Annotated in this window: 22 protein-coding genes; 7 read left to right on the top strand and 15 right to left on the bottom strand. The window is 70.2% G+C overall.

The window, feature by feature from the left end:
* Position 1: 1 nt before the first annotated feature.
* Genes CGZ93_RS02190 through CGZ93_RS02165 form a run of 6 tightly spaced genes read right to left on the bottom strand, consistent with a single transcriptional unit; the run spans position 2 to position 5136 of the window.
* A complete protein-coding gene (locus CGZ93_RS02190) occupies positions 2 to 847 on the bottom strand; it encodes a tetratricopeptide repeat protein (RefSeq protein ID WP_094362484.1) in 846 nt (281 codons plus the stop codon).
* Positions 844 to 1791 (bottom strand): vWA domain-containing protein, encoded by a 948-nt coding sequence (locus CGZ93_RS02185; protein ID WP_094362483.1) that lies wholly within the window; start codon positions 1789 to 1791, stop codon positions 844 to 846. Before CGZ93_RS02185 ends, CGZ93_RS02190 begins: the two co-directional genes overlap by 4 nt.
* Complete coding sequence (locus CGZ93_RS02180) at positions 1788 to 2771, bottom strand: VWA domain-containing protein (RefSeq protein ID WP_094362482.1); 984 nt, start codon at positions 2769 to 2771, stop codon at positions 1788 to 1790. Before CGZ93_RS02180 ends, CGZ93_RS02185 begins: the two co-directional genes overlap by 4 nt.
* Complete coding sequence (locus CGZ93_RS02175) at positions 2768 to 3280, bottom strand: hypothetical protein (protein ID WP_094362481.1); 513 nt, start codon at positions 3278 to 3280, stop codon at positions 2768 to 2770. The genes CGZ93_RS02180 and CGZ93_RS02175 overlap by 4 nt, the downstream gene beginning before the upstream one ends.
* On the bottom strand, positions 3267 to 4148 hold the full coding sequence (locus tag CGZ93_RS02170) for a DUF58 domain-containing protein (RefSeq protein WP_094362480.1): 882 nt from the start codon (positions 4146 to 4148) through the stop codon (positions 3267 to 3269). Before CGZ93_RS02170 ends, CGZ93_RS02175 begins: the two co-directional genes overlap by 14 nt.
* Before the next feature lie 7 nt (positions 4149 to 4155).
* On the bottom strand, positions 4156 to 5136 hold the full coding sequence (locus CGZ93_RS02165) for an AAA family ATPase (protein ID WP_407643912.1): 981 nt from the start codon (positions 5134 to 5136) through the stop codon (positions 4156 to 4158).
* 201 nt (positions 5137 to 5337) lie between these two features.
* Between CGZ93_RS02165 and CGZ93_RS02160 the strand changes: the two genes are divergently transcribed.
* The gene (locus CGZ93_RS02160; protein WP_094362478.1) at positions 5338 to 6534 is read left to right on the top strand and encodes a 4-hydroxybenzoate 3-monooxygenase; all 1197 of its coding nucleotides are present in this window, start codon (positions 5338 to 5340) and stop codon (positions 6532 to 6534) included.
* A 44-nt stretch (positions 6535 to 6578) separates the two neighbouring features.
* Here the strand turns inward: CGZ93_RS02160 and CGZ93_RS02155 are convergent, their stop codons facing one another.
* From CGZ93_RS02155 to trxB, 3 genes are all read right to left on the bottom strand, one after another.
* Positions 6579 to 7223 carry a hypothetical protein gene (locus tag CGZ93_RS02155; RefSeq protein ID WP_094362477.1) on the bottom strand — a complete coding sequence of 215 codons (645 nt, stop codon included), beginning with the start codon at positions 7221 to 7223 and terminating at the stop codon, positions 6579 to 6581.
* Between the two features lie 3 nt (positions 7224 to 7226).
* Positions 7227 to 7547: a thioredoxin family protein gene (locus tag CGZ93_RS02150; RefSeq protein ID WP_094362476.1), complete on the bottom strand. Its 321-nt coding sequence runs from the start codon at positions 7545 to 7547 to the stop codon at positions 7227 to 7229.
* Positions 7548 to 7651: 104 nt separating this feature from the next.
* Entirely contained in the window at positions 7652 to 8656 is a 1005-nt protein-coding gene (trxB, locus tag CGZ93_RS02145) for a thioredoxin-disulfide reductase (protein ID WP_229117136.1), read from the bottom strand.
* An 81-nt stretch (positions 8657 to 8737) separates the two neighbouring features.
* Here trxB and CGZ93_RS02140 point away from each other — a divergent pair, with 81 nt between their 5' ends.
* From CGZ93_RS02140 to CGZ93_RS02120, 5 genes are read left to right on the top strand one after another with little or no spacing between them, the layout of a single operon-like run.
* The gene (locus CGZ93_RS02140) at positions 8738 to 10471 is read left to right on the top strand and encodes an outer membrane protein assembly factor BamB family protein (protein ID WP_094362474.1); all 1734 of its coding nucleotides are present in this window, start codon (positions 8738 to 8740) and stop codon (positions 10469 to 10471) included.
* Positions 10471 to 12318 (top strand): hypothetical protein, encoded by a 1848-nt coding sequence (locus CGZ93_RS02135; protein ID WP_094362473.1) that lies wholly within the window; start codon positions 10471 to 10473, stop codon positions 12316 to 12318. Before CGZ93_RS02140 ends, CGZ93_RS02135 begins: the two co-directional genes overlap by 1 nt.
* The gene (locus CGZ93_RS02130) at positions 12306 to 13718 is read left to right on the top strand and encodes an MFS transporter (RefSeq protein WP_094362472.1); all 1413 of its coding nucleotides are present in this window, start codon (positions 12306 to 12308) and stop codon (positions 13716 to 13718) included. The genes CGZ93_RS02135 and CGZ93_RS02130 overlap by 13 nt, the downstream gene beginning before the upstream one ends.
* Positions 13715 to 15631, top strand: coding sequence for a hypothetical protein (locus tag CGZ93_RS02125; RefSeq protein ID WP_141211037.1), 1917 nt, complete (start codon positions 13715 to 13717; stop codon positions 15629 to 15631). Before CGZ93_RS02130 ends, CGZ93_RS02125 begins: the two co-directional genes overlap by 4 nt.
* Positions 15628 to 16692 (top strand): glycoside hydrolase family 88 protein, encoded by a 1065-nt coding sequence (locus CGZ93_RS02120; protein WP_176451598.1) that lies wholly within the window; start codon positions 15628 to 15630, stop codon positions 16690 to 16692. Before CGZ93_RS02125 ends, CGZ93_RS02120 begins: the two co-directional genes overlap by 4 nt.
* A gap of 7 nt (positions 16693 to 16699) precedes the next feature.
* Here the strand turns inward: CGZ93_RS02120 and CGZ93_RS02115 are convergent, their stop codons facing one another.
* Entirely contained in the window at positions 16700 to 17335 is a 636-nt protein-coding gene (locus CGZ93_RS02115) for a flagellar basal body L-ring protein FlgH (RefSeq protein WP_094362469.1), read from the bottom strand.
* Positions 17336 to 17381: 46 nt separating this feature from the next.
* On the opposite strand from CGZ93_RS02115, the gene CGZ93_RS18705 reads away from it, so the two are divergent.
* Positions 17382 to 17543, top strand: a complete 162-nt coding sequence (locus CGZ93_RS18705; RefSeq protein ID WP_171196630.1) for a DLW-39 family protein — start codon at positions 17382 to 17384, stop codon at positions 17541 to 17543.
* Positions 17544 to 17627: 84 nt separating this feature from the next.
* Here CGZ93_RS18705 and CGZ93_RS02110 read toward each other — a convergent pair whose 3' ends face one another.
* From CGZ93_RS02110 to sigM, 5 genes are all read right to left on the bottom strand, one after another.
* Positions 17628 to 18029 carry a hypothetical protein gene (locus tag CGZ93_RS02110; RefSeq protein WP_094362468.1) on the bottom strand — a complete coding sequence of 134 codons (402 nt, stop codon included), beginning with the start codon at positions 18027 to 18029 and terminating at the stop codon, positions 17628 to 17630.
* A gap of 129 nt (positions 18030 to 18158) precedes the next feature.
* Positions 18159 to 19493 carry an HNH endonuclease signature motif containing protein gene (locus tag CGZ93_RS02105; RefSeq protein WP_094362467.1) on the bottom strand — a complete coding sequence of 445 codons (1335 nt, stop codon included), beginning with the start codon at positions 19491 to 19493 and terminating at the stop codon, positions 18159 to 18161.
* Positions 19494 to 19912: 419 nt separating this feature from the next.
* On the bottom strand, positions 19913 to 20842 hold the full coding sequence (locus CGZ93_RS02100; RefSeq protein ID WP_094362466.1) for a neutral zinc metallopeptidase: 930 nt from the start codon (positions 20840 to 20842) through the stop codon (positions 19913 to 19915).
* A 103-nt stretch (positions 20843 to 20945) separates the two neighbouring features.
* Positions 20946 to 21365 (bottom strand): hypothetical protein, encoded by a 420-nt coding sequence (locus tag CGZ93_RS02095; RefSeq protein WP_141211036.1) that lies wholly within the window; start codon positions 21363 to 21365, stop codon positions 20946 to 20948.
* 103 nt (positions 21366 to 21468) lie between these two features.
* Entirely contained in the window at positions 21469 to 22047 is a 579-nt protein-coding gene (gene sigM, locus CGZ93_RS02090) for an RNA polymerase sigma factor SigM (RefSeq protein ID WP_094362464.1), read from the bottom strand.
* Positions 22048 to 22093: the final 46 nt, after the last annotated feature.

Raw genomic sequence — 22093 nt, 5'->3', positions numbered from 1 at the left:
CTCACCACGGCTTCTTGACGTCGGGACCCTTCGGCCGCTGCTCCCGATCCTGGTCCTTCTGCCGCTCCTTGCGGGCGTCGCTGTTGCGCTGATCCAGCTCCTGGCTGCGGCTCTCGCTGTCGCGCGGATCCTGGCTCTGTGTCGGCTCCGGCCGCGGGGTGTAGCTCGGCCGGTTGCTGGCCCGGCCCTCCTGACGCTGCTGTTCCTGGCGCTTCTGCTCCATCCGCGGATCGGCCTCGTCGGCGCGCTGCTTCTCCTGCTCGCGGCGCTGCTCCTCGTTGGGCTCGTTCTGTTGCGGGGTGGGAGATCCGCCGGGACTGGGACTGGCCGAGGGCGAGGGTGACGGGGTCCTCGACGGCGTCTTCGAGGGGGACGCCGAGGGCGACTTCGTGGGCGTCGACGACGGGGTGGGCTGTCGGTCCGCGCAGCGGCCGGCCCGCAGCACGCTCAACCCCTGTTCGTACGCCTGCCGCGCCGCCTGGTGCTGTCCGGTCGCCGCCAGCCCGTCGGCGATCGCCTCGTGGGTGGCGACCAGGTTGAGCCGCACCCGGCAGTCGTGCTGGGCCGGCACCAGCCGCAGCGCCTCGGTCAGGTCGTCGCGGGCCAGGTCGAAGTGTCGCTGCTGATAGGCGGTGGTGCCGCGGTTGTAGGGCGCGACCCACGGCTCCGCCAGGTTGACCACCTTGGTCCGGTCGAACGCGGAGGCTGCGGTTTCGTGCTCACCGGCGGCGTACGCCCGTCGCCCGGTCTGGTTGTCCAGCGACATGGTGAGCAGCTTGACCGACACCAGCAGCACCAGCAACCACACCGGTGCGCTGAGCAGCAGCAGTCGTCGGCGCCTGGTCATCGCAGCTCCTCCCGCAGTCGGGCGTAGGCCGTGGCGCTGCGCCACAGCTCCCACAGCGCCAGGCCGAGCAGGCCGAGCGCGAACACCCAATAGGTCTCCACCCCGGAGTGCACCCGCCCGTCGCCGAGCCCGAGCGCGGTGCGTTTCGGGTTCAGCTGCAGGGCAGAGGTGTCGCCGGTGCGGTGCTGATAGCCAACGCCGAGCTGGTCGGCGATGGTGCGCAGGTTGCCCTCGTCGATCTTCGACAGCGCGTCGCCGTGCCCGGCGGGGTCGTAGACGAAGTTGTCGCGCCCATAGCCGGTCGGCATCCGGCCGCCGGCGACGGTGCCATAACCCAGCACGACCCCACCGGCCAGAAAAGGTTTCAGCTCGGCGAACGAACCCGGTGTCTCGTCGCTGGTCTGTTCGCCGTCGCCCAGATAGACCACGTAGCGCTGCCGCTCCGGTGCGGCTTTCTGTGCCTGGGCGAGCATTCCGGTCAACAGCTCCACCGGGCGGGAGATGCTGCTGCCGGCGGAATAGGTGTAGTTCTGCACGATGATGGTGTCGGCGAGGGTGACCACCGCCCCCGCGTCGCTGCTCAGCGGCATCTCCACCCGCGCACCGCTGTCGAAGGTGACCAGCGCGAAGCGCGCGCCCGGAAACCGTTTCACCACGGCGCGAACGTCGGAGCGTACGCCGTCCATCCGCGGCTTGCCATCGGCGTGGTCCAGGGCCCCCATCGACGTGGTGCGGTCGATCACGATCACCACGTCGGCGGTGCTCGCGGCGGCCTCGCCGGCGGCGGAGCCCACGACCGGGCGTACGCCGATCAGCAGCACCAGCACGGCCAGGCCGAGCCGCCGCCACCCGGCCCGGTCACGGGTTCTGCGCAGCCGCCACAGGGCCCATCCGGTGCCCACCAGTCCGACCACCAGCACCGGCCAGATCGGATGCACACTCATCGCTCCCCCTTTCGTTTCCCGAGCGATCGGCGTTCGGCGGTGGCCACCAGCAGGCCCGTCAATCCCAACGCCAGCAGGATTCCCCCCGGTAGCGGTAGATCGGCGACCCGGGCGCGGGGGAGTCCGTCGGTGCGGCTGGCGTCACCGGAGTTGATCGCGTCCACCACCGCCGCACTGCCGGGTTCGTCACCCAGCAGGAAGATCTGCCCACCGGTGCGCTGGGACTGGACCCGCAGGGCGGCCACGTCGGGGGAGTCGGCGTCGGCGATCCCGTGCACCACCACGCCGCGTTCGACGGCCCGGTCGAACGCCTGGCTGAGCGGGAACAGCGGGGTTCCGGAGAGGTCGTTGTCGGTGGCCAGGATCATCGTCCGGGAACGACTCTGATCGCCCCGGTCGAACCGGTCCAGGCAGGACATCACCCCGTCGCCGATCAGCGAGGACCCCTTCCCCTCGCGGGTGCCGGTGAGGAAGTCCTGGTCGGAGGCGTCGATCCGCTCGGCCGCCCGGCGCAGCTGCCGCTCGATGAACTCATAGTCGTCGGTCAGCGGAAACACCGACACCGCGGTGGAGTCGAAGATGGTCAGCCCGATCCGCTCACCGCGCAACCGCCGCACCAGATCGGCATATGAGCGCAGCATCGCCGCGTCCACATCGTGCATCGAGCCCGACACGTCCAGGCACAGCATGATGTCGCGGCGGTGCTGCGGGTCGTCGGTGCTGCTGGCCGCCGCGAGCCGGGACGCGGCCAGCGTCCCGCCGGCCACCAGCAGGGCCGCCGCGATCAGCAGCACCAGCGCGCGCCGACGGGCCGCGCGGGCCAGCTCCCGGAAGCGGCGGGTGCTGCGGACCCGGTCCAGGTTGGCCGCCGCGATCCCCTGCCTGGTGGGCGTTGCGGCCCTCCGGCGGCGCCAGCACAACCAGCCGGCGCCCAGCAATGCCAGCACCAGCACCGGGATCCACCCATGGGTGAGGCTCATCGTCGTCCCTCCTGTGCGGGATGCGGGTCGGCCCAGCGGGCGACCAGTTCTTCGGCGCGGGCACAGGCCGCCGGCACGTCCCCGCTCTCGCTCGGCGCGAAGCTCGGCGGGTGCAGCAGTGCCACATAGTCGGTCAGCTCGGCCAGTCGCGGGTCCCGCTGCATCACCGCGGCGAGCTCGGCCAGGGTCATCGTGTCGGCGGGTACGCCCGAGGCGCGCCCGCCGAACCGTCGGACCACCCGCGAGAGTCGTTGCTGCGCCTCCCGCGCCGTGATCCGACCGGCCGCGTGTTCGCTGTGCACATGGGAAATTTCGGCGAGCGTACGCCTCCGCAGTTCCGCCGGGTCCGGTGGCGGGGTCGGCGCGGCCGGGCGTACCCGTCGCGGACGGGTCAGCCACAGCGCCAGTAGCGGCCAGCCGAGCACGGCCAGCAGCAGCGAGGCACCGAGCACCAACCACAGGGGGGAGTACGCCACCGGCGCGAACACCTCGGCCTCACCGGGTCGCATGACGGTGCCTCTCCAACAGCCGGAACACCGCCGGCACCACCTGCTCGGCGCCGGTCACGTGCTCGCTGGCGATGCCGAGCCGGTCCAACGTCTCTCGGCGTTGGCGGTGCCGCTCGACGGTCGCCTCGGCCAACTCGGCGTGCAGCGCGGGATCGGTCAGGAAATCGACACCGGGTTGCCCGGAATCCACCTCCCACAACAAGATCTGGCGCAGCTCGGGGGCGGTCGGGTCGAGATCGGCGAGGGTGACGAAGAGCACCTCGTGCTGGGCGCGGAGCCGGCGCAGCTGCCGTTCGCTGGCCGCGTCCAGGGCGACGTCGTCGCAGATCACCAGCAGGATCGTGCTGCGGCGCACCGTGCGCACCACGTGGCCGAGCAGACCGGTCAGATCCGCCGACGGAGCCGACTCGGTGCACCCCTGCTGGACCAGCTGCAACATCCGCTCCAGGGCGATCTCGGTGGACCCCGGTCGGGTGAGCCGGCAGCCGGCGGAGTTGCCGGCCACCAGCAGCACCCGGTCACCGTGCTTGACCGCCAGCCAGCCGATGATGCCGGCCACCATGATCGCCAGTTCCTGCTTGCTGGACTGCAGATCCGCGTGGCCGGCCATCGACCGGGAGGTGGAGACGACCAGGCTGATCGTGTGCTTGCGATCGGCCACATAGCGGCGCACCAGCAGCTCCCCGCGGCGGGCCGACGCCTTCCAGTCGAGGTCCCTCACCTCGTCGCCGGCGACGTATTCGCGCAGATCGTGGAAGTCCATGCTGCGCCCCGAGTGCAACGAGGCGTACGCCCCGTCGAGCAGCCCGCGCACCTTGCGGTGGGCGTGGATCGCCATCCGCGTCTTCACCTTCGTCAGCAGCGCCATGGCGACCTCACGGGGTGGGGACGGCGGCGAAGAGGGCGTCGACCAGGGTCTCCGGACGGACCCGGTCGGCGACCGCCTCGAAGGTGAGCACCAACCGGTGCCGCAGCACCTGGTGCCGCATCACCCGGACGTCGTCGGGGATCACGTGGTCGCGACCGCACAGCAGTGCGTGCGCCCGGGAGACCAGCAGCATCGCGATCGCCCCGCGCGGGGAGGCGCCGAACTCCAGATAGCCGCCCTGCTCCGCGCCGAGCACTCGCTGCGGGTGCCGGGTGGCGTTGACCAGCTCCACGATGTAGCGCTTGATCGCCTGGTCCACATAGACCCGGCCGACCAGCTCGCGCAGGAAACCGACCTCGGCGGGGCCGAGGACGGCGTCGGTGGCCCGCTCGTCGAGGGCGCCGGACTCGATCCGGTTCAGCACCTCCAGCTCCTCGGCCGGGTGCGGATAGTCGACCATCTCCTTCAGCAGGAACCGGTCCATCTGCGCCTGAGGCAGGACGTAGGTGCCCTCCTCCTCGATCGGGTTCTGGGTGGCCAGCACCATGAACGGCTCCGGCAGCCGGTGGGTGACCCCGCCGATGGTGGTCTGCCGCTCCTGCATCGCCTCGAGCATCGCCGACTGGGTCTTGGCCGAGGAGCGGTTGATCTCGTCCAGCAGCACGAAGTGGTGGTGCACCGGGCCGAGCTGGGTGACGAACTCGCCGGTGCGGGCGTCGAACACCTGGGTGCCGATGATGTCCGACGGCAGCAGGTCGGGGGTGCACTGGATCCGCGCGAACCCTGCCTGCACCGTGGACGCCAGGGTGGAGGCGGCGAGCGTTTTCGCCAGACCCGGCACCGACTCAAGCAGGATGTGCCCGCCCGCCATCAGACCGGTCAGCAAAGAGCGGCTCAGCTGCTCCTGGCCCACCACCTTGCTGGCGAACCCGTGCCGCACCGCCCCGATCAGCCGGCCGGCCCGCTCGAGTTCCGCGCGCTCGATCATCTGGTCTCCCTTCGCAAAAGTTTGCATAAGAAAACTATCGCGCAGAGGGGTCACTGGTTCGATTGAGCTGGCTAGCCGACTCTAGTGCGAGGTCTAGATAGAGCAAGAAAGCGCGATCGGGCGTACGCCGGCGCGGACGCCGCCCACTGGGCATACGCGTTGTGTCAGGGTGGTGCCGAGCCCCAGCGCAGTGGAGGAACCATGCAGCCAGAACGCACCCAGGTCGTGATCGTCGGAGCCGGCCCCGCGGGGCTGATGCTCGCGCACAAGCTGCACCGTCGCGGGATCTCGGCGATCAACCTCGACCTGCGCCCGCGCGCGGTGATCGAGAGCACCCACCGCGCCGGCATCCTGGAGGACCGCACCGTCCGGATGCTCAGCGACGAGGAGGTGTCCGAGCGCTATCGCACCGACGGCTACGAGCACGACGGGGTCGAACTGCGGATCGACGGCGAGGGTCACCGGATCGACTTCCGAGCGCTGGTCGGCGCCTCGGTCTGGCTCTATCCGCAGACCGACGTTTTCATCGACCTGGCCGCGGCCCGCGACCGCGACGGCGGGGACGTGCGCTTCGGCGTACGCGACACCGCGTGCGACCTGTCCGGGGAGCGGCCGCAGGTGCGCTTCGTGGACGCCGACGGTCACGACTGCCTGATCGAGGCCGACTTCCTGGTCGGCGCCGACGGGTCGCGCAGCATCTGCCGGGACCTGATCCCGGGTGCCGAACGGTTCTTCCGCGAATACCCGTACGCCTGGTACGGGATCAGCTGCGAGGCACCGATGAGCTCCCCGGAGCTGATCTATGCCAGCTCACCGCACGGGTTCGCGCTGATCAGCCAGCGCACCGAGACCCTGCAGCGGATGTACCTGCAGACCCCGCTGCCCGACCCCGCCAACCCGGACAGCGACCTCGACACCTGGTCCGAGGACCGGATCTGGGACCAGCTCGCCAAGCGGGTGAACGGCAACGGGTTCGAGCTGATCACCGGGCGGATCACCGAACGGGTGCTGCTGCCCTTCCGCAGCTTCGTGCAGCAGCCGATGCACCACGGCCGGCTGGTGCTCGCCGGCGACGCCGCGCACACCGTGCCGCCGACCGGAGCCAAGGGCCTCAACCTGGCGCTGGCCGACGTGCAGGTGCTGGCCGAGGTGATGCAGCGGGCGGTCGCGGCCGACGACCCCGGGCTGTTCGCCGAATATCAGCGGCGCGCGATCGAGCGGGTGTGGCGGGCGCAGAACTTCTCCTACTGGTTCTCCCAGCTGATGCACACGCCCCCGCCCGGGACAAACCCGTTCGACGAGCAGCGCCGCCGCGGCGAGCAGGAATACGTCACCCGGCACCGGGCCGGCCAGACCTACGTCGCCGAGGCCTACACCGGTTGGCCCAACGAGAGCTGACGTTCCCTGAGTCGATCGAAGGGTTCTCTGAGCCGGTCGAAGGGCTACTTGGTGTCCCTCAGCAGGTCCCGCCCCGCGGCGACCAGCTCGTTCACCGGCTGGCTGCGCAGCCCGACCACCAGCAGAGCGGTGGTACCGCGGCGCAGCACGCACACGTCGAGATCGTTGCTCGCCATCCGGCCGCACCAGGCGTCGCCGACCTGACGGATCGCGTTCGTCTTGATCTGGGTGAGCAGGGTACGCCCGTCGTTCACCGGGCGGGCGGCCACCGCGATCAGCGCCGGCTGGCCGTTCTGCCGATAGTTGGCGCTGGTGGTCTGGATGCTCCGATCGACCCCGAACTCCGGGGGGGCCTGCACGTTGCCCGGATCGCGGGAATAGGAGCCGGCGGTGACGGGCAGTTCCGGTACGCCGGTCGGTTCCGGTGCCAGCGGGGTGGCGGCCGGCGGGGTGGGGGCCGTGCCGCGGGTGACCAGATAGCCGACCACGCCGAGCGTGGCCAGCAGCGCGACGAGGGCGATGATCATCACCTTCACCGGCACGTTGCTGCGCGCCTGCGGCTCGTCCTCACCGGCCAGGCCGGGCAGTTCCGCGGTCTCGGGCGTACGCTCCGGCGTGTCCTGCAGGGCGCGCGGGTTCTGCCCGGGGGACCAGGGGGTGGATCCGGTGGGGGTTCGATCGTCAGCCATGGGTCAGACGTACTCCTCGATGGCGCGGGTGATCGTCGACTTGGTCCGGGCGCCCTGCAGGCTGTGCACCAGCTCGCCGGCGACAAAGATGTGCACCGTGGGCAGCCCCTTCACCTCGAAGCGGGCCGGGGTGATCTGGTTGTCGTCGGTGTACAGGCGCAGAAATTCCATCCGGTCGCCGAAACTGTCGGACAACTCGGACAGGATCGGCGCGAACTGCTTGCACGGTGAGCACCACTCCGCCCAGTAGTCGACCAGGACCGGCCGGTCGGAGCGCAGCACGAGGTCGTCGAAGGTGCCGTCGGTCACCTCGGATACGGCCATGCTCACTCCCGGTCGGGGTCTGTTGGACCTGTCAAGTGTGCCCCTTGACCGCAAGTCGGGCCAATCCCGGCCCGCTCAGCTCCCACCCCGATCGGGCCGCGGACTCAGGGAACCGCCACCTCGCGGTCCAGCTCCGGCTGGGCCTGGTCGGCGATCATCGCCAGGTAGTGCTCGGCGTCCAGGGCGGCCGCGCAGCCGGACCCGGCGGCGGTGATCGCCTGCCGATAGGTGTGGTCGACCAGGTCGCCGCAGGCGAACACCCCGGCCAGGTTGGTCCGGGTGGACCGCCCCTCGCAGAGCACGTAGCCGTTCTCGTCCAGCTCGATCTGGCCCTTCAGCAGCTCCGAGCGCGGGTCGTGCCCGATCGCGATGAACAGCCCCTGCACCGGCAGCTCCCGGGTCTCGCCGGTCACGGTGTCGGTCAGCGTCACCCCACTCAGCGAGGTGTCGCCGTGGATCGCGGTGACCGCCGAGTTCCAGGCGAAGGACAGCTTCGGGTTCTTGTGCGCGCGGGCGGCCATGATCTTGGAGGCGCGCAGCTCGTCGCGGCGATGCACCAGGGTCACCGATCGGGCGAACCGGGTCAGGAAGGTGGCCTCCTCGACCGCCGAGTCACCGCCGCCGACCACCGCCAGGTCCTTGTCCTTGAAGAAGAACCCGTCGCAGGTGGCGCACCAGGACACGCCACGACCGGAGAGCCGATCCTCATCCGGCAGCCCAAGCTTGCGATAGCCGGAACCGGTGGCCAGCACCACCGCCTTGGCGCGGTAGGTGCCCGAATCGGTCTCGACCACCTTCACCTCGCCGGTCAGGTCGAGCCGGGTGGCGTCCTCGGTGAGGATCTCCGCACCGAACCGCTCGGCCTGCTCGCGCATGTTCGTCATCAGGTCCGGGCCCATGATCCCGGTCGGGAAGCCGGGGAAGTTCTCCACCTCGGTGGTGTTCATCAGCGCACCGCCACCCTCGAGGGCCCCCTCCACGACCAGCGGTCGCAGCTCGGCCCGGGCGGCGTACACCGCTGCGGTCCATCCCGCCGGGCCACTGCCCACGATGATGATCTCGCGCACCTCGTCCGTCATCGTCCCGTCACTCCCCAAATCTGTGGTCATCCGGCGGATCCCCCGCCGACCATACCGAACCGTGACGTGGCCGCCGATATTCCGGGCCGCTCGCTCGTTACAGTCTCTGCCATGCGGGGTTGGGTGGCGGGCGTGTTCTCGGTGCTGCTGCTGTGCGCCCTCCTCCCGCTCAGCCTGCTCGCCTTCACGCCCGGCTCCGAGCTGCGCCGCAGCGGCGCCTCCCGCTTCGTCGCCGACACCGACCAGCCGCAGCGGCTGCGGGTCGGCACCAACCAGGTGCCCGCCTCCGCGGAGTCGGGGATCCTCGACGGCAACGCGGTGGTGCTGGCGGTGCCCCCCTCGGTGATCAGGGCCATCCGGCCGGTCGGCGCCCCCACCCGGGCGACCTGGTTGCGCGAGGTGGTCACCCCCAGCGGCTCCGAGGAAGCTGACCTGCCCCAGGTCACGCTGCGCTCGAGCACCTCGGTGGGCGTATCCCTGCACGCCTTCTATGGCCGCGAGGTGATCACCCTGGAGCCGGCGATGATCGAGCTCCCCGACGACGTCGCACCGGGGAAGCGGTGGTCCTCGAGCGGGCGAATCGTCACCGCCGACGGTGCGGGGGAATATGACAACGAGTCCACGGCGCGTCCGGGTGGCGACGGCTGTCTGGTGGTGGAGTCCCGGACCCGGCTGCGGCTGTCGGCGGAGACCCGGCGGACCGATGTCGCCACCTGGTGCCCCAACCGCGGGATCGTCGACGGTACGCCCACCCTCGGCCAGGCGCGCCGCCAGTTCAGCGGTGCCTGGCCGATGGTCGGCGGCACGAGCGAGCGTGCTCCGTTCGAGCCGGTCAGCGGCCAGGTGATCAGGCCCGAGGTGCTGGTGGATCGGCCCGGCGGTGGTACCGAGCCGTGGCGCCGGGACGTGGACCGCAAGCGGTTGCCGGTGGTGACCACCAGCGGTACCGCCTTCTCGGTGGGTCAGCTCACCCAGGACGTGGCCGCCCATCGCGTGGTCGGGGACTCCCTGCGCGCCACCTGGTGGGGGCTGCCCGGGGGCTCGGTGCAGGGGCTGACCGCGGTCGGGGACACCGTGGTGGTCACCACCAGCGACCGGCGTCTGGTCGGGTACGCCGATTCGGGGCGCCGGCTGTGGTCCAACCGGATCAGCGACCTGGCACCCCAGGGCGCCGTCGCCCTGGGCCCGGACCGGGTCGTGCTGGCGACGTTGTCGGGGCGCGTGGAGGCGTACGACCTCGCCAACGGCCGCCGGATCTGGAGCGCCGAGGTGGACGACGGAGTGACCGGTCGTCCCTGGGTGCTGGACGACACCGTCTATGTTGCGCGCAAGGGTGGGGCCGGTCTGGCCGCCCTGGCCGCCGACAGCGGTGAGCAGCGTTGGACCAACGACGACCTGAGTTACGAGCTGGTCGGGCTGGCCCGGGACGGGGACACCCTGCTCGCGGGCACCGCCACCGGTGCGATGCTGCTGATGGAGGCCAGCACCGGCAAGTCGCTGAGCACCGCGATCGCCGGCTATGGCGATCGCCCCAGCCGGTTGACCCCCGGTCCCGATCCGCGTGTCGTGGCGATGCAGACCGATAAGGGCCTGATCCTGCTGCGCACCGCCACCAGTGAGGTGGTGGCCGAGCTGCCGGGGGTGCTCGACGCCGTGTCGGACCGGGCCGGATGGTGGGTGCTGGAATCGGGTGCGTTGCGCCAGGTGGACAACACCGGCGCCGAGCTGCGCCGGATCACCGTCGACGCGAAGCTCACCAGCGGGGCGCGGCTGCACTTCGGTGCTGACCGGGTGTGGTTGATCGACCAACCGGATGCGGACCTGACCGTCTGGTGGATTCGCTGATGGAGACGCTGATCAAGCTGTGGCAGGTGGTTCGCTTCATCCTGTTCCGCACCTTCGTCGACCCCATCCGCGAGGGGCACCTGAAGCAGAACCGCGCCCACCCCTGGCCGGTCGGCTTCCGCTGGCTGGTCGGGATCAGCGTCGGACTGTACGCCCTGCTCACCCTGCTCGGGCTGGCGGCGCCGCGGTTGCGTGCGATCGACCTGGTCGCCGACGCGGACCTCTCGCTGCCCTGGGTGACCGCACCCTTCCTGGTCCTGGCCGCAATCGTCGGTCTCAGTCTGGGCTACGTGGCCGCCATTCACGCGGGTTGGCGGGTGCAGGTGCCGCTGGGGCTGATCCTGCTGGTGGTGCTCGGGGGTACGCCCGGTGGCCAGGGCGTGGGCCTGATTCTCACCGGGGTGGTGTTGGTGCTGCTGCTCGCCTTCGCGCTGTGGCGCCGCCGGCGGCCGTTCAGCCTGTGGGAGTTCGTCGTCGCGGTGCTGCTGATCGGCGCGGTGCTGCTGCAGCGGCTGCTGGCGCCATTCTTCTTCGGGGTGTCGCTGAACAACTGGGGGCTCGGTCTGCTCGGCTACTGGACCAGCCTGCTGACGATCATCACCACCCCCTCGGCCCTGCTCGCCGGCGCGGCGATGACCGAGATCGCGATCGCCCTGGGTACCTGGACCGCGCGCGGCGTGTGGGAGGCCGTGCCCGGCCCCGATCCCAGGCCGCGGCTGCGCGCCATGGTGGGCGGCAGCCTGCTGTCGGCGGTGGTGCTGGGGGCCGTCGCCCGCGAGGTGCAGCTGGCGCTGACCGAGGTGAACATGGACCTCACCGGGTTGGCCTGGGCCACCGGCTATGTGCTCGTCGCTGCGCTCACGGGGTTGCTGGTGCTCCGCCTCGCACCGGGCGGCCGGGCGCCGGGCGTACCGACGGATGCCGACGATCTGAGCAGCAGCTGGTCGCGCACCTCGTGGCCGTTGGCGCTGATCCTGGGGGCCTCGGTGTTCGGCACGCTCTTCCTGTCGCTGTTCCTCTCGTTGTTCGGAGTGCGGCAGCAGGCGCTGGAATGGGCCCAGTCGCAGAGCGCGGTGTTCTGCGGGCTGGCGGCGATCGGCCTGGGTGTCTGGTGGGCGCGGCGGGGGCGTACCGCGCCGGCGATTCTCGCCGCCGTCTTCGGCATCGGCCTGATGACCGGGCAGTTGCTGCTGCGGGTCCGGATCGGCTTCGACACCCGTCAGGTGGTGAGCGCCTCGGTGCTGCTGGCGGTGCTGGTGCTGATCGGGCTGCTGGTCACCCGCAGGCTGACCGCCGATCGCGGGCTGGCGATCGCCTCGCTGCTGCTGGTCGGACGGGTCCACGAGTTCCGCGATGTGTTGGATGAACCCTTGGCGGCGATCTTCCAGCTCACCGGCGGCGGCGGGCTGTTGTTGGTCGGTCTGCTCTGGCGCCAGCTCACCGAATATGCGGTCACCCGCGGGCACAGCCGGACCATGCCGCACTACGTCCGGGTGCTGCTGGCGCTGGCCAACATGACCCTGATCGGCATGGCCGTGTCGCAGTTCGCGCTGGCCGGTCAGCCGGGCACGGCTCAGCTGCAGGTGCTGGAGAACGCCGGTGATTCCGTGCTCGGTGGCGCGCTGCTGCTCGCGGTGCTGGTGGTCGGCCTGCTGCTCGGGGTACGCGGCCGCGAGGGCGGGGATCAGCGCCCCGGTGAAGAATTCCGCGTGGATCACCTGATCCTCGTCGAACCCAAATCACTCCCCACGTTTCCTGAGCCCGTCCCCACGTTCCCTGAGCCTGTCGAAGGGATTGACCCCGACACCACCCGCGTACGCCCCCGGGAGCAGCCGTGGAACCGGTGAACCGCCCGGGCCCGGGCCGCTTCGAGCGGGGCGTGTTCGCCGCCGGTGACATGTTCGCCGGGGGCGCCTCCTCGCTGATCGCGGTGCTCTATCTCGTCTTCCTGACCGACGTGGTCGGCCTCAACCCCGCCCTGGCCGGTACCGCCGCCCTCGTCGCCAAGCTGTGGGATGCGATCAACGACCCGCTGACGGGGGCGCTCAGCGACCGCACCCGGACCCGGCTCGGGCGCCGTCGGCCGTGGATCATCGTCGGCGGTCTGTTGCTCGCCGGTGGCATGGCGCTGCTCTGGTGGCCGACCCCGCCGGTGTCCGGGCAGCTCGGGCTGGCGGCCTGGGCGATGGGGTCCTACATCGTCTACAACTCCATCCAGACGACGATCGCGGTGCCGTACGCCTCGCTGAGCACCGAGATCACCACCGACCCGGCGATCCGCAACCGGGTCAACGTGCTGCGCCTGCTCTGCTCCACCGTCGCGAGTGCCTCGATCACCCTGGTCGCCACCCAGCTGGTGCAGGCGTACCGGAACGGGTCGTTGTCGGCCCACGGGCTGCACCTGGCCCTGGTCGGTGGCTTCGGGGTGGTGTTCACGGTGCTGGTGCTGGCGGTGGGCGTGTTCTGCCGGGAGCGGGTACCCCTGCCACCACGATCGCAGGAGTTCCGCTTCTTCGCCGGATTCGCCGCACCGCTTCGGCTTCCGGCGTTCCGGGTCCTGCTCGGGATGTACCTGTGTCAGGCGATCGCGATGGACATCATCTCGGCGGTGATCCTCTACTTCTCGGCCAACGTCGTGCGGGGGATCAACGCCACCGTCTTCCTGGGTACCTTCATCGCGGTGAACCTGCTCGCCTTCCCGATCATCAACCAGTTGGTGAAGCGGGTCAGCAAGCACCGGATCTATCGAACCGGGCTGCCGCTCGCGCTGGTCGCGATCTGGGTGGTGGCGCTCTATCCGAGCGGCGGACCGCCCTGGGGTGTGTACGCCGCAGCGGCCCTGCTGGCGATCGGCATGGCCGGTGCCCAACTGCTCAGCTGGGTGATCTTTCCCGACGTGCTGGACGCCGCGGAACTGACCACCGGACTGCGTGATGCGGGCTCCTTCGGGGGCCTGATGACGTTCACCCGCGGGATCGCCGCGGCGATCACCATCCAGGTGATCGGGTTGGTGCTGCACCTCACCCACTACCGGGTTCCGACGGCCGGCCAGCTCCCGCCCGAGCAGCCCGGCTCGGCGGTGTGGGGGATTCGGCTGATCCTGCTGATCGGGGTGTTCTCGCTGCTGTCCGTGGCCTGGTTCGTCTCCCGGCGCTATCCGCTGGACATCGCCACCTGCCGTCGGATGACCGAGGAGCTGTCCCGACGCCGTGGTGCAGGCGACCCCCACAACGTGGAGCAACGATGAGCGACTGGAAAATCAGCGGAGCAACGGAATCAGCCACCCGACCGGTCGGCGGCGACGATCCGGGAATGGCGGTGAAGATGACCGGCGCCAGCTGGCCGGGCATCCTCGACCTGGCCGCTGGCCGTCGTTGCGACGAAGCCGGATTGCTGGCCCTGTGCGACTTCGTCGACGCCCGGATCGACTGCGCCGACTTCCGCATGGTCACCCTGCTCAAGGTCCGGTACGCCTGGCCCGAGCTGCTGTCGGACACCACCCGAGAAAGGGTCGACGCCACCATCCTGGGCTTCAGGTACTGGATGGACGAGCCCGGTGACGACTCGATGTGCTTCTGGTCGGAGAACCACCAGTGCATCTTCGCCGTGTGTGAATACCTGGCCGGAAACCTGTTCCCGGACACGGTCTTCGGCAACCTCCCGGTGCTGGGGCGGACCCGCGCCGAGCGCGGCGCCGACCGGCTGCGGGTCTGGCTCGCCGACCGGTTCCGGTTCGGGTTCACCGAGTGGTTGTCCAACACCTACTATGAGGAGGACATCACCCCGCTGTCCCTGCTGGTCGACCACGCCCCCGACGAGTGGCTGCGATCCGAGGCGACGATGGTGCTCGACCTGTTGCTGCTGGATCTGGCGCTGCACCGTTTCGACGGCCGATTCGTCGCCAGTTCGGGGCGCTGCTATGAGGCGCAGAAGTGTGACCCGGCGGCCGCGGACGTGAACGAGATCCTGGGTTCCGCCTTCGGCTCCCAGGGCCTGTCGAAGGGCCCGGGAGAACCGGACCCGAACCGGTTGTCGGCCACCTTCGTCCTCCGGGAGCGCTACCAGGTGCCCGAGGTGATCCGCGCGATCGCCACCAGCACAGCGGATCACGAGATCCGCGTCAGTCACGGACTCGACCTGCCCGAGGTGGCCGCCCGGGTCGGGGGTGACGTCGAACGACGGGGGTTGTTCTTCTGGTTGATGGAAGCGTTCACCACTCCCGAGTCGATCAACGACACGATGGCGCTGTTCACCCGCTGGGGCCTGCGCAGCAACTCCTTCCTCGCGGCGTTGGCCCCCTTCGCCCCGCTCGCCCCCACCGGACTGCTGCCGGCGCTGGTGCGCGTGCTCAACCCGGCCACCCAGGGGGTGGCGATCCAGCGATCGTGCGTGTTCACCCATCGGACCGCGCACTGGATGCTGTCGGCCGCACAGCGCTATCACCCCAGGGAATTCGGGGACCAGCAGCACCTGTGGCAGGCCACCCTGCCGGGCGACGTCAGCGTGTTCGCCACCCACCCCGGGGCGCCCATGTTCGACGACACCGCGCGCGGGTTCTCCCCGGCATACTGGGTGGGCAACGGCCGCAACCCGGACGTGATCGCCCACGACAACGCGGTGCTGGCGGTGCACGACCTGGCGGGGCGTCGCGGCTATCTGGAGCCGGAGCGGTTGCGGTTCAGCCACCTGTGGTTCCCCACCGAACGTTTCGATGAGGTGCTGGTCGGCGGCGACTGGGTGTGCGGCCGCAAGGGGGAGTCGCTGATCGGCGTACGCTCCGCGGAACCGCTGCGCCAGCAGGGATCCAACGAGTTCATCCAGGAGGGTGAGCTGACCGGCTGGGGGGTGCTCTGCTCAGACGTGGCCGAGTCGGGTGAGTTGACGCGGTTCGCGCGATCGGTCGCGGCGGGGAGGCTTCTCCTGTCCCGTCGACTGGCGACCTGGCACCTTCCTGAGGCCGCCGCGGCCCGCGGTCGGCGCACCCTCGCCCTCGCCAGAGGTGGACCCGCCCTGCTGGACGGAAGTCCGCTGGAGACGGCGTACCCAAGGTTGGAGTGCGACTTCGGCAGCGTCCCCCGGGAACCCGAGATGATCGAAATTTCCTATGCCGGAAGGGGTTTGCGACTGGACTGGCCCCGACGAACCAGGGAGCAGTGGTGAACCGACCCGACCCGCTCGAGACCGCGATCGCGCTGTGTGCGGACCTGACCGACCGGGATCTGGCCGCGGGCCGGATCCGCAAGTGGACCTGGGGTCCGGCGTTGCTCGGCTACGCGCTCACCGAGCTGGACCGGTACGCCGGGGTGTCGCGATTCGAACGGTGGTTGAACACTTGGGTGCGGCACTACCTGGATCACCCGCCGCGGGTCGACCAGTCCGACATGGCGGCGCCGGGGCTGGTCACTCACGCCATGGCCCGCCGGACCGGTTCGGCAGAACTGGAGGCGCTCACCGAGCGGGTGGTGCACTATCTGCGGCATGAGCCCCGGCTGGTCGACGACGCCACCAACCACCTCGGACCGAGCGCGATCGGGCGGCTTTATCCGCGGTCGGTGTGGGTGGACAGTCTGATGATGTTCGGCGTGCTCGCAGCGATCCGCGGACGGGACGTCGGGGAGTCCGATCTGGTCGAGCTCGCGGCACGGCAGCCGGAGCAGTACGCGGCGCTGCTGCAGGACCCGGACACCGGCCTGTGGGCGCACGCGTGGTGGGCCGGGCGTCGCGCCGCCTATCCAACGGGGGTGTTCTGGGGGCGCGGCAACGGGTGGGTGCTGGCCTCGCTGCCGATGATCGTGGAGGCGATCGGCACCGACCATCCGCGGGCCGAGCGGATCGCGGCGATCCTGCAGCGGACAGCGGTTGCGATGCGGTCGCGGCAGCGGATCGACGGGGCGTTCAACACCCTGCTCAGTCAGCCCTCCTATCGGGAGCTGTCGGCCGCCGCGCTGGCGGCCTCCGGCTGGTTCGACGGCGTACGCCTGGGTCTGCTGGGGCGGGAGTTCCTCGAGCCGGCCGACCAGGCGTTGACGGCGGTGACCGCGGCGGTGCACCGGGACCGGGAGGGGCGCTGGCTGCTGCCGGAGATCTCGGGACCGACCATCCCGTTACCGTTGCTGCCGCGCACCGGCTATCTGGCGGTGCCCCGGGGGGCCAACTGGGACTACGGGGTGGCGGCGTTCGGGTTCGCCGCGATCGCGCAACGGCGAGCGACCGGGGGCTGATCCGGCGTCAGGGCACCGGTCCGCTGAACTGGACGGCGCTCTTGTCCGGGGCGCCGGCGTCGATCATGATCGTCACGTCGTTCATCGCCTCGGACGGGATGGCGAACCCCATGGTCGCCCTGGCCTGACCGCCGGGCTGGACCACGCCGCGGAAGGAGTCGCCGAGTTTCTTGCTGTCGTCGAGAATCTTCGGGGCGCCGACGTCACCGTAATAGCCCCAGACCTTGATCGGCGCGGTGTCGTAGGGCTTGTTGGACTGGTTGGTGATCAAGATCTCGGCCACCGCGATGCTGCCCTCGGTGCCCTCGGCCCCGTGCTGCTGCGGGGTTGCCTTGGCCCGGGTGATGGTGGAGACCTCGACCAGCACCCCGTCGCTGTAACGGGCCGCCTGGTCGAAGGTGAACTTGTCCCCCTCCGGCGGCTCGGTCGGCGGATCGAGCGGGCCGGGCTCGTGCGGGGTGGACTCCGCCCCCGGACCACGCGGCGCCTGCGCAGCGGGAGACTGCGCGGGCGGCGGAGTGGTGGCCGTGCTGGCGACCGGGGGTTTCCCGCAGCCGGTGAGCAGGGTGAGGCTGAGGCAACTGGCGGTCAGTGCCACCTGGATCAGTCTTCGTGCCGGCAGGTGGCGAGCGCCCTCGTTCATGCGACCAACCGTAGACTGCCCTTGGCCCGCCCCGTAGCCTTGACGCATGAAACGGGTCTTCGTGTTGCTCGCCGGGTCGATCGGAGTGATCGGCGCTCTGATGGTCCGTCAGAACCGCCGGGCCCAGGCGGAGGCGGAACTCTGGGCCGAAGCCACCGACCCCGTCAGCCCCACCAAGCGCCCTCCCGGCCCCACCCACGCCGGCTGAGCCCTCACGTCGGCTGAGCCTGTCGAAGCCACCCCCACGCTGGCTGAGCGAGCTTGCGAGGCGCTCGTTCTCGGTAGCTCGGGATCAGCCTGCCGAAGCCGCGCCCGGGGAGCCGTCGATGCTCAGGCGGCGCAGTGCGACACCCTGGCTGACCGCAAAGGCGGCCACGTCCACCGCCAGGGCGAGCGTCGCCAGGGTGAGCACCGTCGTCCCGGCGAGGGCGCCGGTCAGGGCCAGGCCGGCGCTGGCGACCAGGTCGGCGATCATGACCAGCCGCGTCCGGGCCCGGATCGGTCGGGTCGCCGAGGCGTGGCACACGTAACCACCCCAGAGCGCCGTGATTCCACCGATCCCGACAAGCAGCGGCATGGGCAGCGCAACGGCTGCGGAGGCGAATGAGGACGAGGCGGCCACCACCAGGCCGACCACAATGCAGTACGCCGCGTCGAAGCGCAGGCTCAGCCGCGCCAGTCGTTCACCGGTCATGCCCCGATTCGCGCATCCACACCTTACGTTCCCCGAGTAGGCCGGCCTGCGGATGGGATCCCACACGTTCCCCGAGTAGCTCGGCCTGCCTAGGGGGACCCCTTCGACTCGTCGCTGGAGCTCCTCAGCTCAGGGAGCGTTGGGGTCACAGGGTCGGGGTATTCGGAAGCGGGCATGACGGCGTGGCGTGCGGTCTGCGTTGAAACACGTCGGTGGGATGACGAAGGGGAGGCCGTCTTCGTCGAGGCGGATGGCCCAGCGGTCGGGGTTGTCGGCATTCCAGGGTCGGTCGCGGGCGGGTTCGACCTGGCGGTGGTGGTGGGGGCACAGCAGCACCAGGTTCCACAGTTTCGTCGGGCCGAGCGCCCACCACGGCTGGATGTGGTGGGCCTCGCAGTCCTCCGGCGGATGCGTACACCCGGGGAACACACACCCCTTGTCCCGCGCGACCAATGCCGCACGGATCTCTGGGGTGACCAGCCGCTGCGGGGTGCCGACCTCCATCGGAACCCCTTTGCCGTTCATCACGACCGGCAGGATGTCGGCATCGCACGCCAGCCGTCGGAGTTCGGTCGCCGACAGATGCTCCCCGCACGACACCTGAGCCGTACCCAGACCCGTGCGCAACGTCTCCAACGACACCAGCACAGAGATCCGCGGACGATCACCACCGTTGCGGGGTGCGTCCCCGACCTTCGTGGCCCGGCGAACCAGAATCATCAACGCATCCGCCCGCAGCTGCGCCCGGGTCGGCGCGACCGCATCCGTTTCGGTGACCACTCGCCACAGCGCCGACTCGTGCGCCTTCAACAACGCAGCCAACTCTTCACCATCAGCGAGGGGGAGTTTGCCGGCCAGGATGTAGGAGCCGTGATGATCCGGCGCCAACGACAGCCGCCGGTTCTTCTCGGCCTGCAGCCGTTCGGCCTCGAGGCGGGCGGCCTCGACGGCGTCGGTGCCGTCGGGATCGATCGTCTGGCGGACGTGCAGCGACAGTTTGCGCAGGTCGTCGGGGGCGAAGTCGGCGGCGAACCCGACCATCAGCTCTTGGGCCTGCTGCACCTCTTCGGCCGACAGGGTGTCGGGGAGGTTCTGCAGCCCGGTGAGGATTCCGCGGACCTGGCTGTCGGACAGCAGCCCGGCACACGCCGCCGCGGCGATCAGGTTGAAGCGGCCGAACAGAATCGTTGCCTGCTTCACGATCCGGCGTGCCTCGCGGCTGCTGTGCCGATGCTGCCGGGTGAGGAAGGTGGCGGTGGAGCACAGGTGGGTTCGTTCGGCGGCTTCGCGCTGCTCGGTCTCCGCGATCACCTTCGCACGCGCTGCGGCGACCGCGGCGGCCATCGCGTCCGCACGGTCCAGCAACGCGAGGATTTGTTCGTCGGTGAGCAATGCGAGGTTGTCGAGCTCGGGCAGCATCGACACCGCGGTGATCACCGTGGGGGTGTCGGCTGCTGTGCTCATGGTTCAAGTACATCAGCCGGGTCTGACAGTCCGACCCCGGAAGCGGCCCGAAATGGCTGTGTGGGCAGAAAAAGTTTGAAAACCTTTGGCCACTCCAGTCACAGCCTCCCGACAGGCTTCGACTCGCTCCTTCCTCGCAAGCTCAGCCAACGTTCCGCTGGCCAGATGGCTTCGACAAGCTCAGTCACCGTAGGCCTGGAAACTGGACGTTGGGCGCTGAGGCGGTGGAGGCGGAAAGGGCGTCGGGGCGTGGTCGGGCGTACCGAGCTGGAGACCAGACCGGCGGCAGCACAAACCCAGACCGCCAGCGAGGTGGGCGGGACGCCCTTTCCGCCCCAACCACCGGACGCAACCAGGCTCAGCCAGGCTTCGCCAGGCTCAGCCAACGCACGGCTTCGACAGGTTCAGCCAACGTGGGATCAGTCGACCTGGTCGGCGGGCGCGGTGAAGGTGTTGCACGCCTTGTAATGCGTCGGACCCGCGCTGGTCCCACCGGCCGCGATCCAGCGGTTGTTCGCCCGGCCGGTGCCGTGGGTGGCCGCCCCCTCCGGGTTCATCGTGCTGGTGCCCTCGATGAACTCGTCGTACACCTCGCGTGACCGCAGCGGGCTCCAGCCACCGTTCAGCACCGCACCGGCGATGCACTGGGCCTGCAGCTCGGTCCGCCGGGAGACCTCGTTGGCCTTGATCTGTCCGTTCGGCTCGGTCTTCGCCTTGGCCTCGCGCTCGTGAACCTCGTCCAGGATCCCGGTCAGCCACTGCAGGTGGTGGGCATACTCGTGCGCCATCACACCCACGTAGGGGCCGTGCTGCGGCTTCCACTCGGGGTGGTAGTAGATCGTGTTGTTCCCCGAGCAGTACAGCGCCGCCCAGCCGGTCGGCGGCTCCTCAGGGCCGGAGCACGGCGAGTCGCCCACCTTGTCGTCCTCGGCCAGCTTCGGCGCGACCGTCGGCAGACCGGCCCGTTGCAGGGAGTCCTGATGGCTGGCCACCAGGCACGTCATGATCGACTCCAGGTAGGGCCGCAGTTCGGCCCGCGGCACGACCCCCTTGCGCGGGGTGAAGCTCGGGCACGCGGACAGGGTCAACTCCATCCGGTACATCGGCGCGTCAGCCGGGTCGGTCACCTTCGGCGGTTCCGGGGTCGGGCTGGGTGTCGGCGTACGCCGCGGCGTCGCCGAACCGCCCGGGCCGGACACCCCAGGGTTGCCGGCGCGCGAATCCGCCGACGCCACCGGCGCCTGCGGCAACCACGCGAACCCGATCAGGCTCGCCACCAGCATCGCGGCGAGCACGCCGAAACCCCACCAGAGGGTGCGGTCCGAGGTGGACGACGGCGGCTTGTTCATAGGGCTCCCTGGGGCACGGGTCTCGCCGCCATTCTGCCCTGTCACCGGCCCCGTTCAAACGTCGATCGACAACAATCCGATCACCGGGCGGCGCGCACCCACCTCACTCCGAGCGCGACAACCGATCGCCGCGGCGTACCTGCTCCGGGGACCACTTCCGGTCGAAGTCGGGATGCTGACCGAAGTTGCCCACCGACCGCTTGGCCCGGGCAGCCTGCTCAACGTCCGCCTCCGCCTGGCTGCCACCCGCGCGGCGCCGCTCCACCTCGGCCTCGACGACCCGGTTCAACCGATCGAACACTGCCGCCGGCATGGCCGGGGTCGGCTCCTCGGTGAGGGCGGACCGGGTGTGGGTGAGGGCGGTCTCCGCTTCGGCGCAGCGGGTACACGCGGCCACGTGGGCGCGCACCTGCGCGGCGTGATCGTCGGCGAGCAACCGCTCGGCCGCATCAGCAAGCTCATCGAGCGAGATGTGCCCGGCGGCGGACGTCATCTGTGGCGATGCGTTCACTTCGTCGTTCACGGCGTGTCCTCACATGTTGATCTGGGCGGTCGTCAGGTCTGGCGACGCGGATCGGACGAAGTCCGACAGCCACCTGGTTCCCCGTGATCTGCCTCACGGCCGATCATCGCGCCCCCGAGTCGCTGCCCTCACGGAGGTGGGCGAGCATGGGTACCAGTTTGGCACGGCCCCGGGAGCACCGGGACTTGATCGTGCCGACCGCGCACCCCAGGATCTGGGCGGCCTCCTCGACCGAATAGCCCTCCATGTCCACCAGCACCAGCGCGGCCCGCTGGTCGGCGTTGATCTGGGCCAGCGCGGCGGTCACGTCGGCCCGGCGCTCCTTGACCTCCAGCTGGTCCGACTCGTCGGCCACGCCCAGCTCGGCCGCGCGGTCAGGATCCTCGGGCAGCGGCTCGGCCCGGCGTACCTTGTTGCGGCGGATCCGGTCCAGGCAGGCGTTAACCACCACCCGGTGCAGCCAGGTGGTCACCTGGGCGTCCCCCCGGAAGGTGTGCGCCCGCCGGAACGCCGAGATGTACGCGTCCTGCAGCGCGTCGGCGGCCTCCTCCGGGTTGCGCATCGTCCGCAGCGCCACCGCCCACAGCCGGTCCTTGTGCCGGGTGACGATGATCGCGAACGCGCCCTCGTCCCCGTCGACGTGCGCCCGCAGCAACTCGTGGTCGGTGCGCTCGTCGGTCACGGGTGGTCCTTCGTCGGTGGAGGGCGGCGGGTCAGGGGACAGCCTA

This window comes from Enemella dayhoffiae (assembly GCF_002250625.1).
GTDB lineage: Bacteria > Actinomycetota > Actinomycetes > Propionibacteriales > Propionibacteriaceae > Enemella > Enemella dayhoffiae.
The sequence above is the reverse complement of the archived record's forward strand: the minus strand, read 5'-3'. Positions and strand labels throughout refer to the sequence as shown.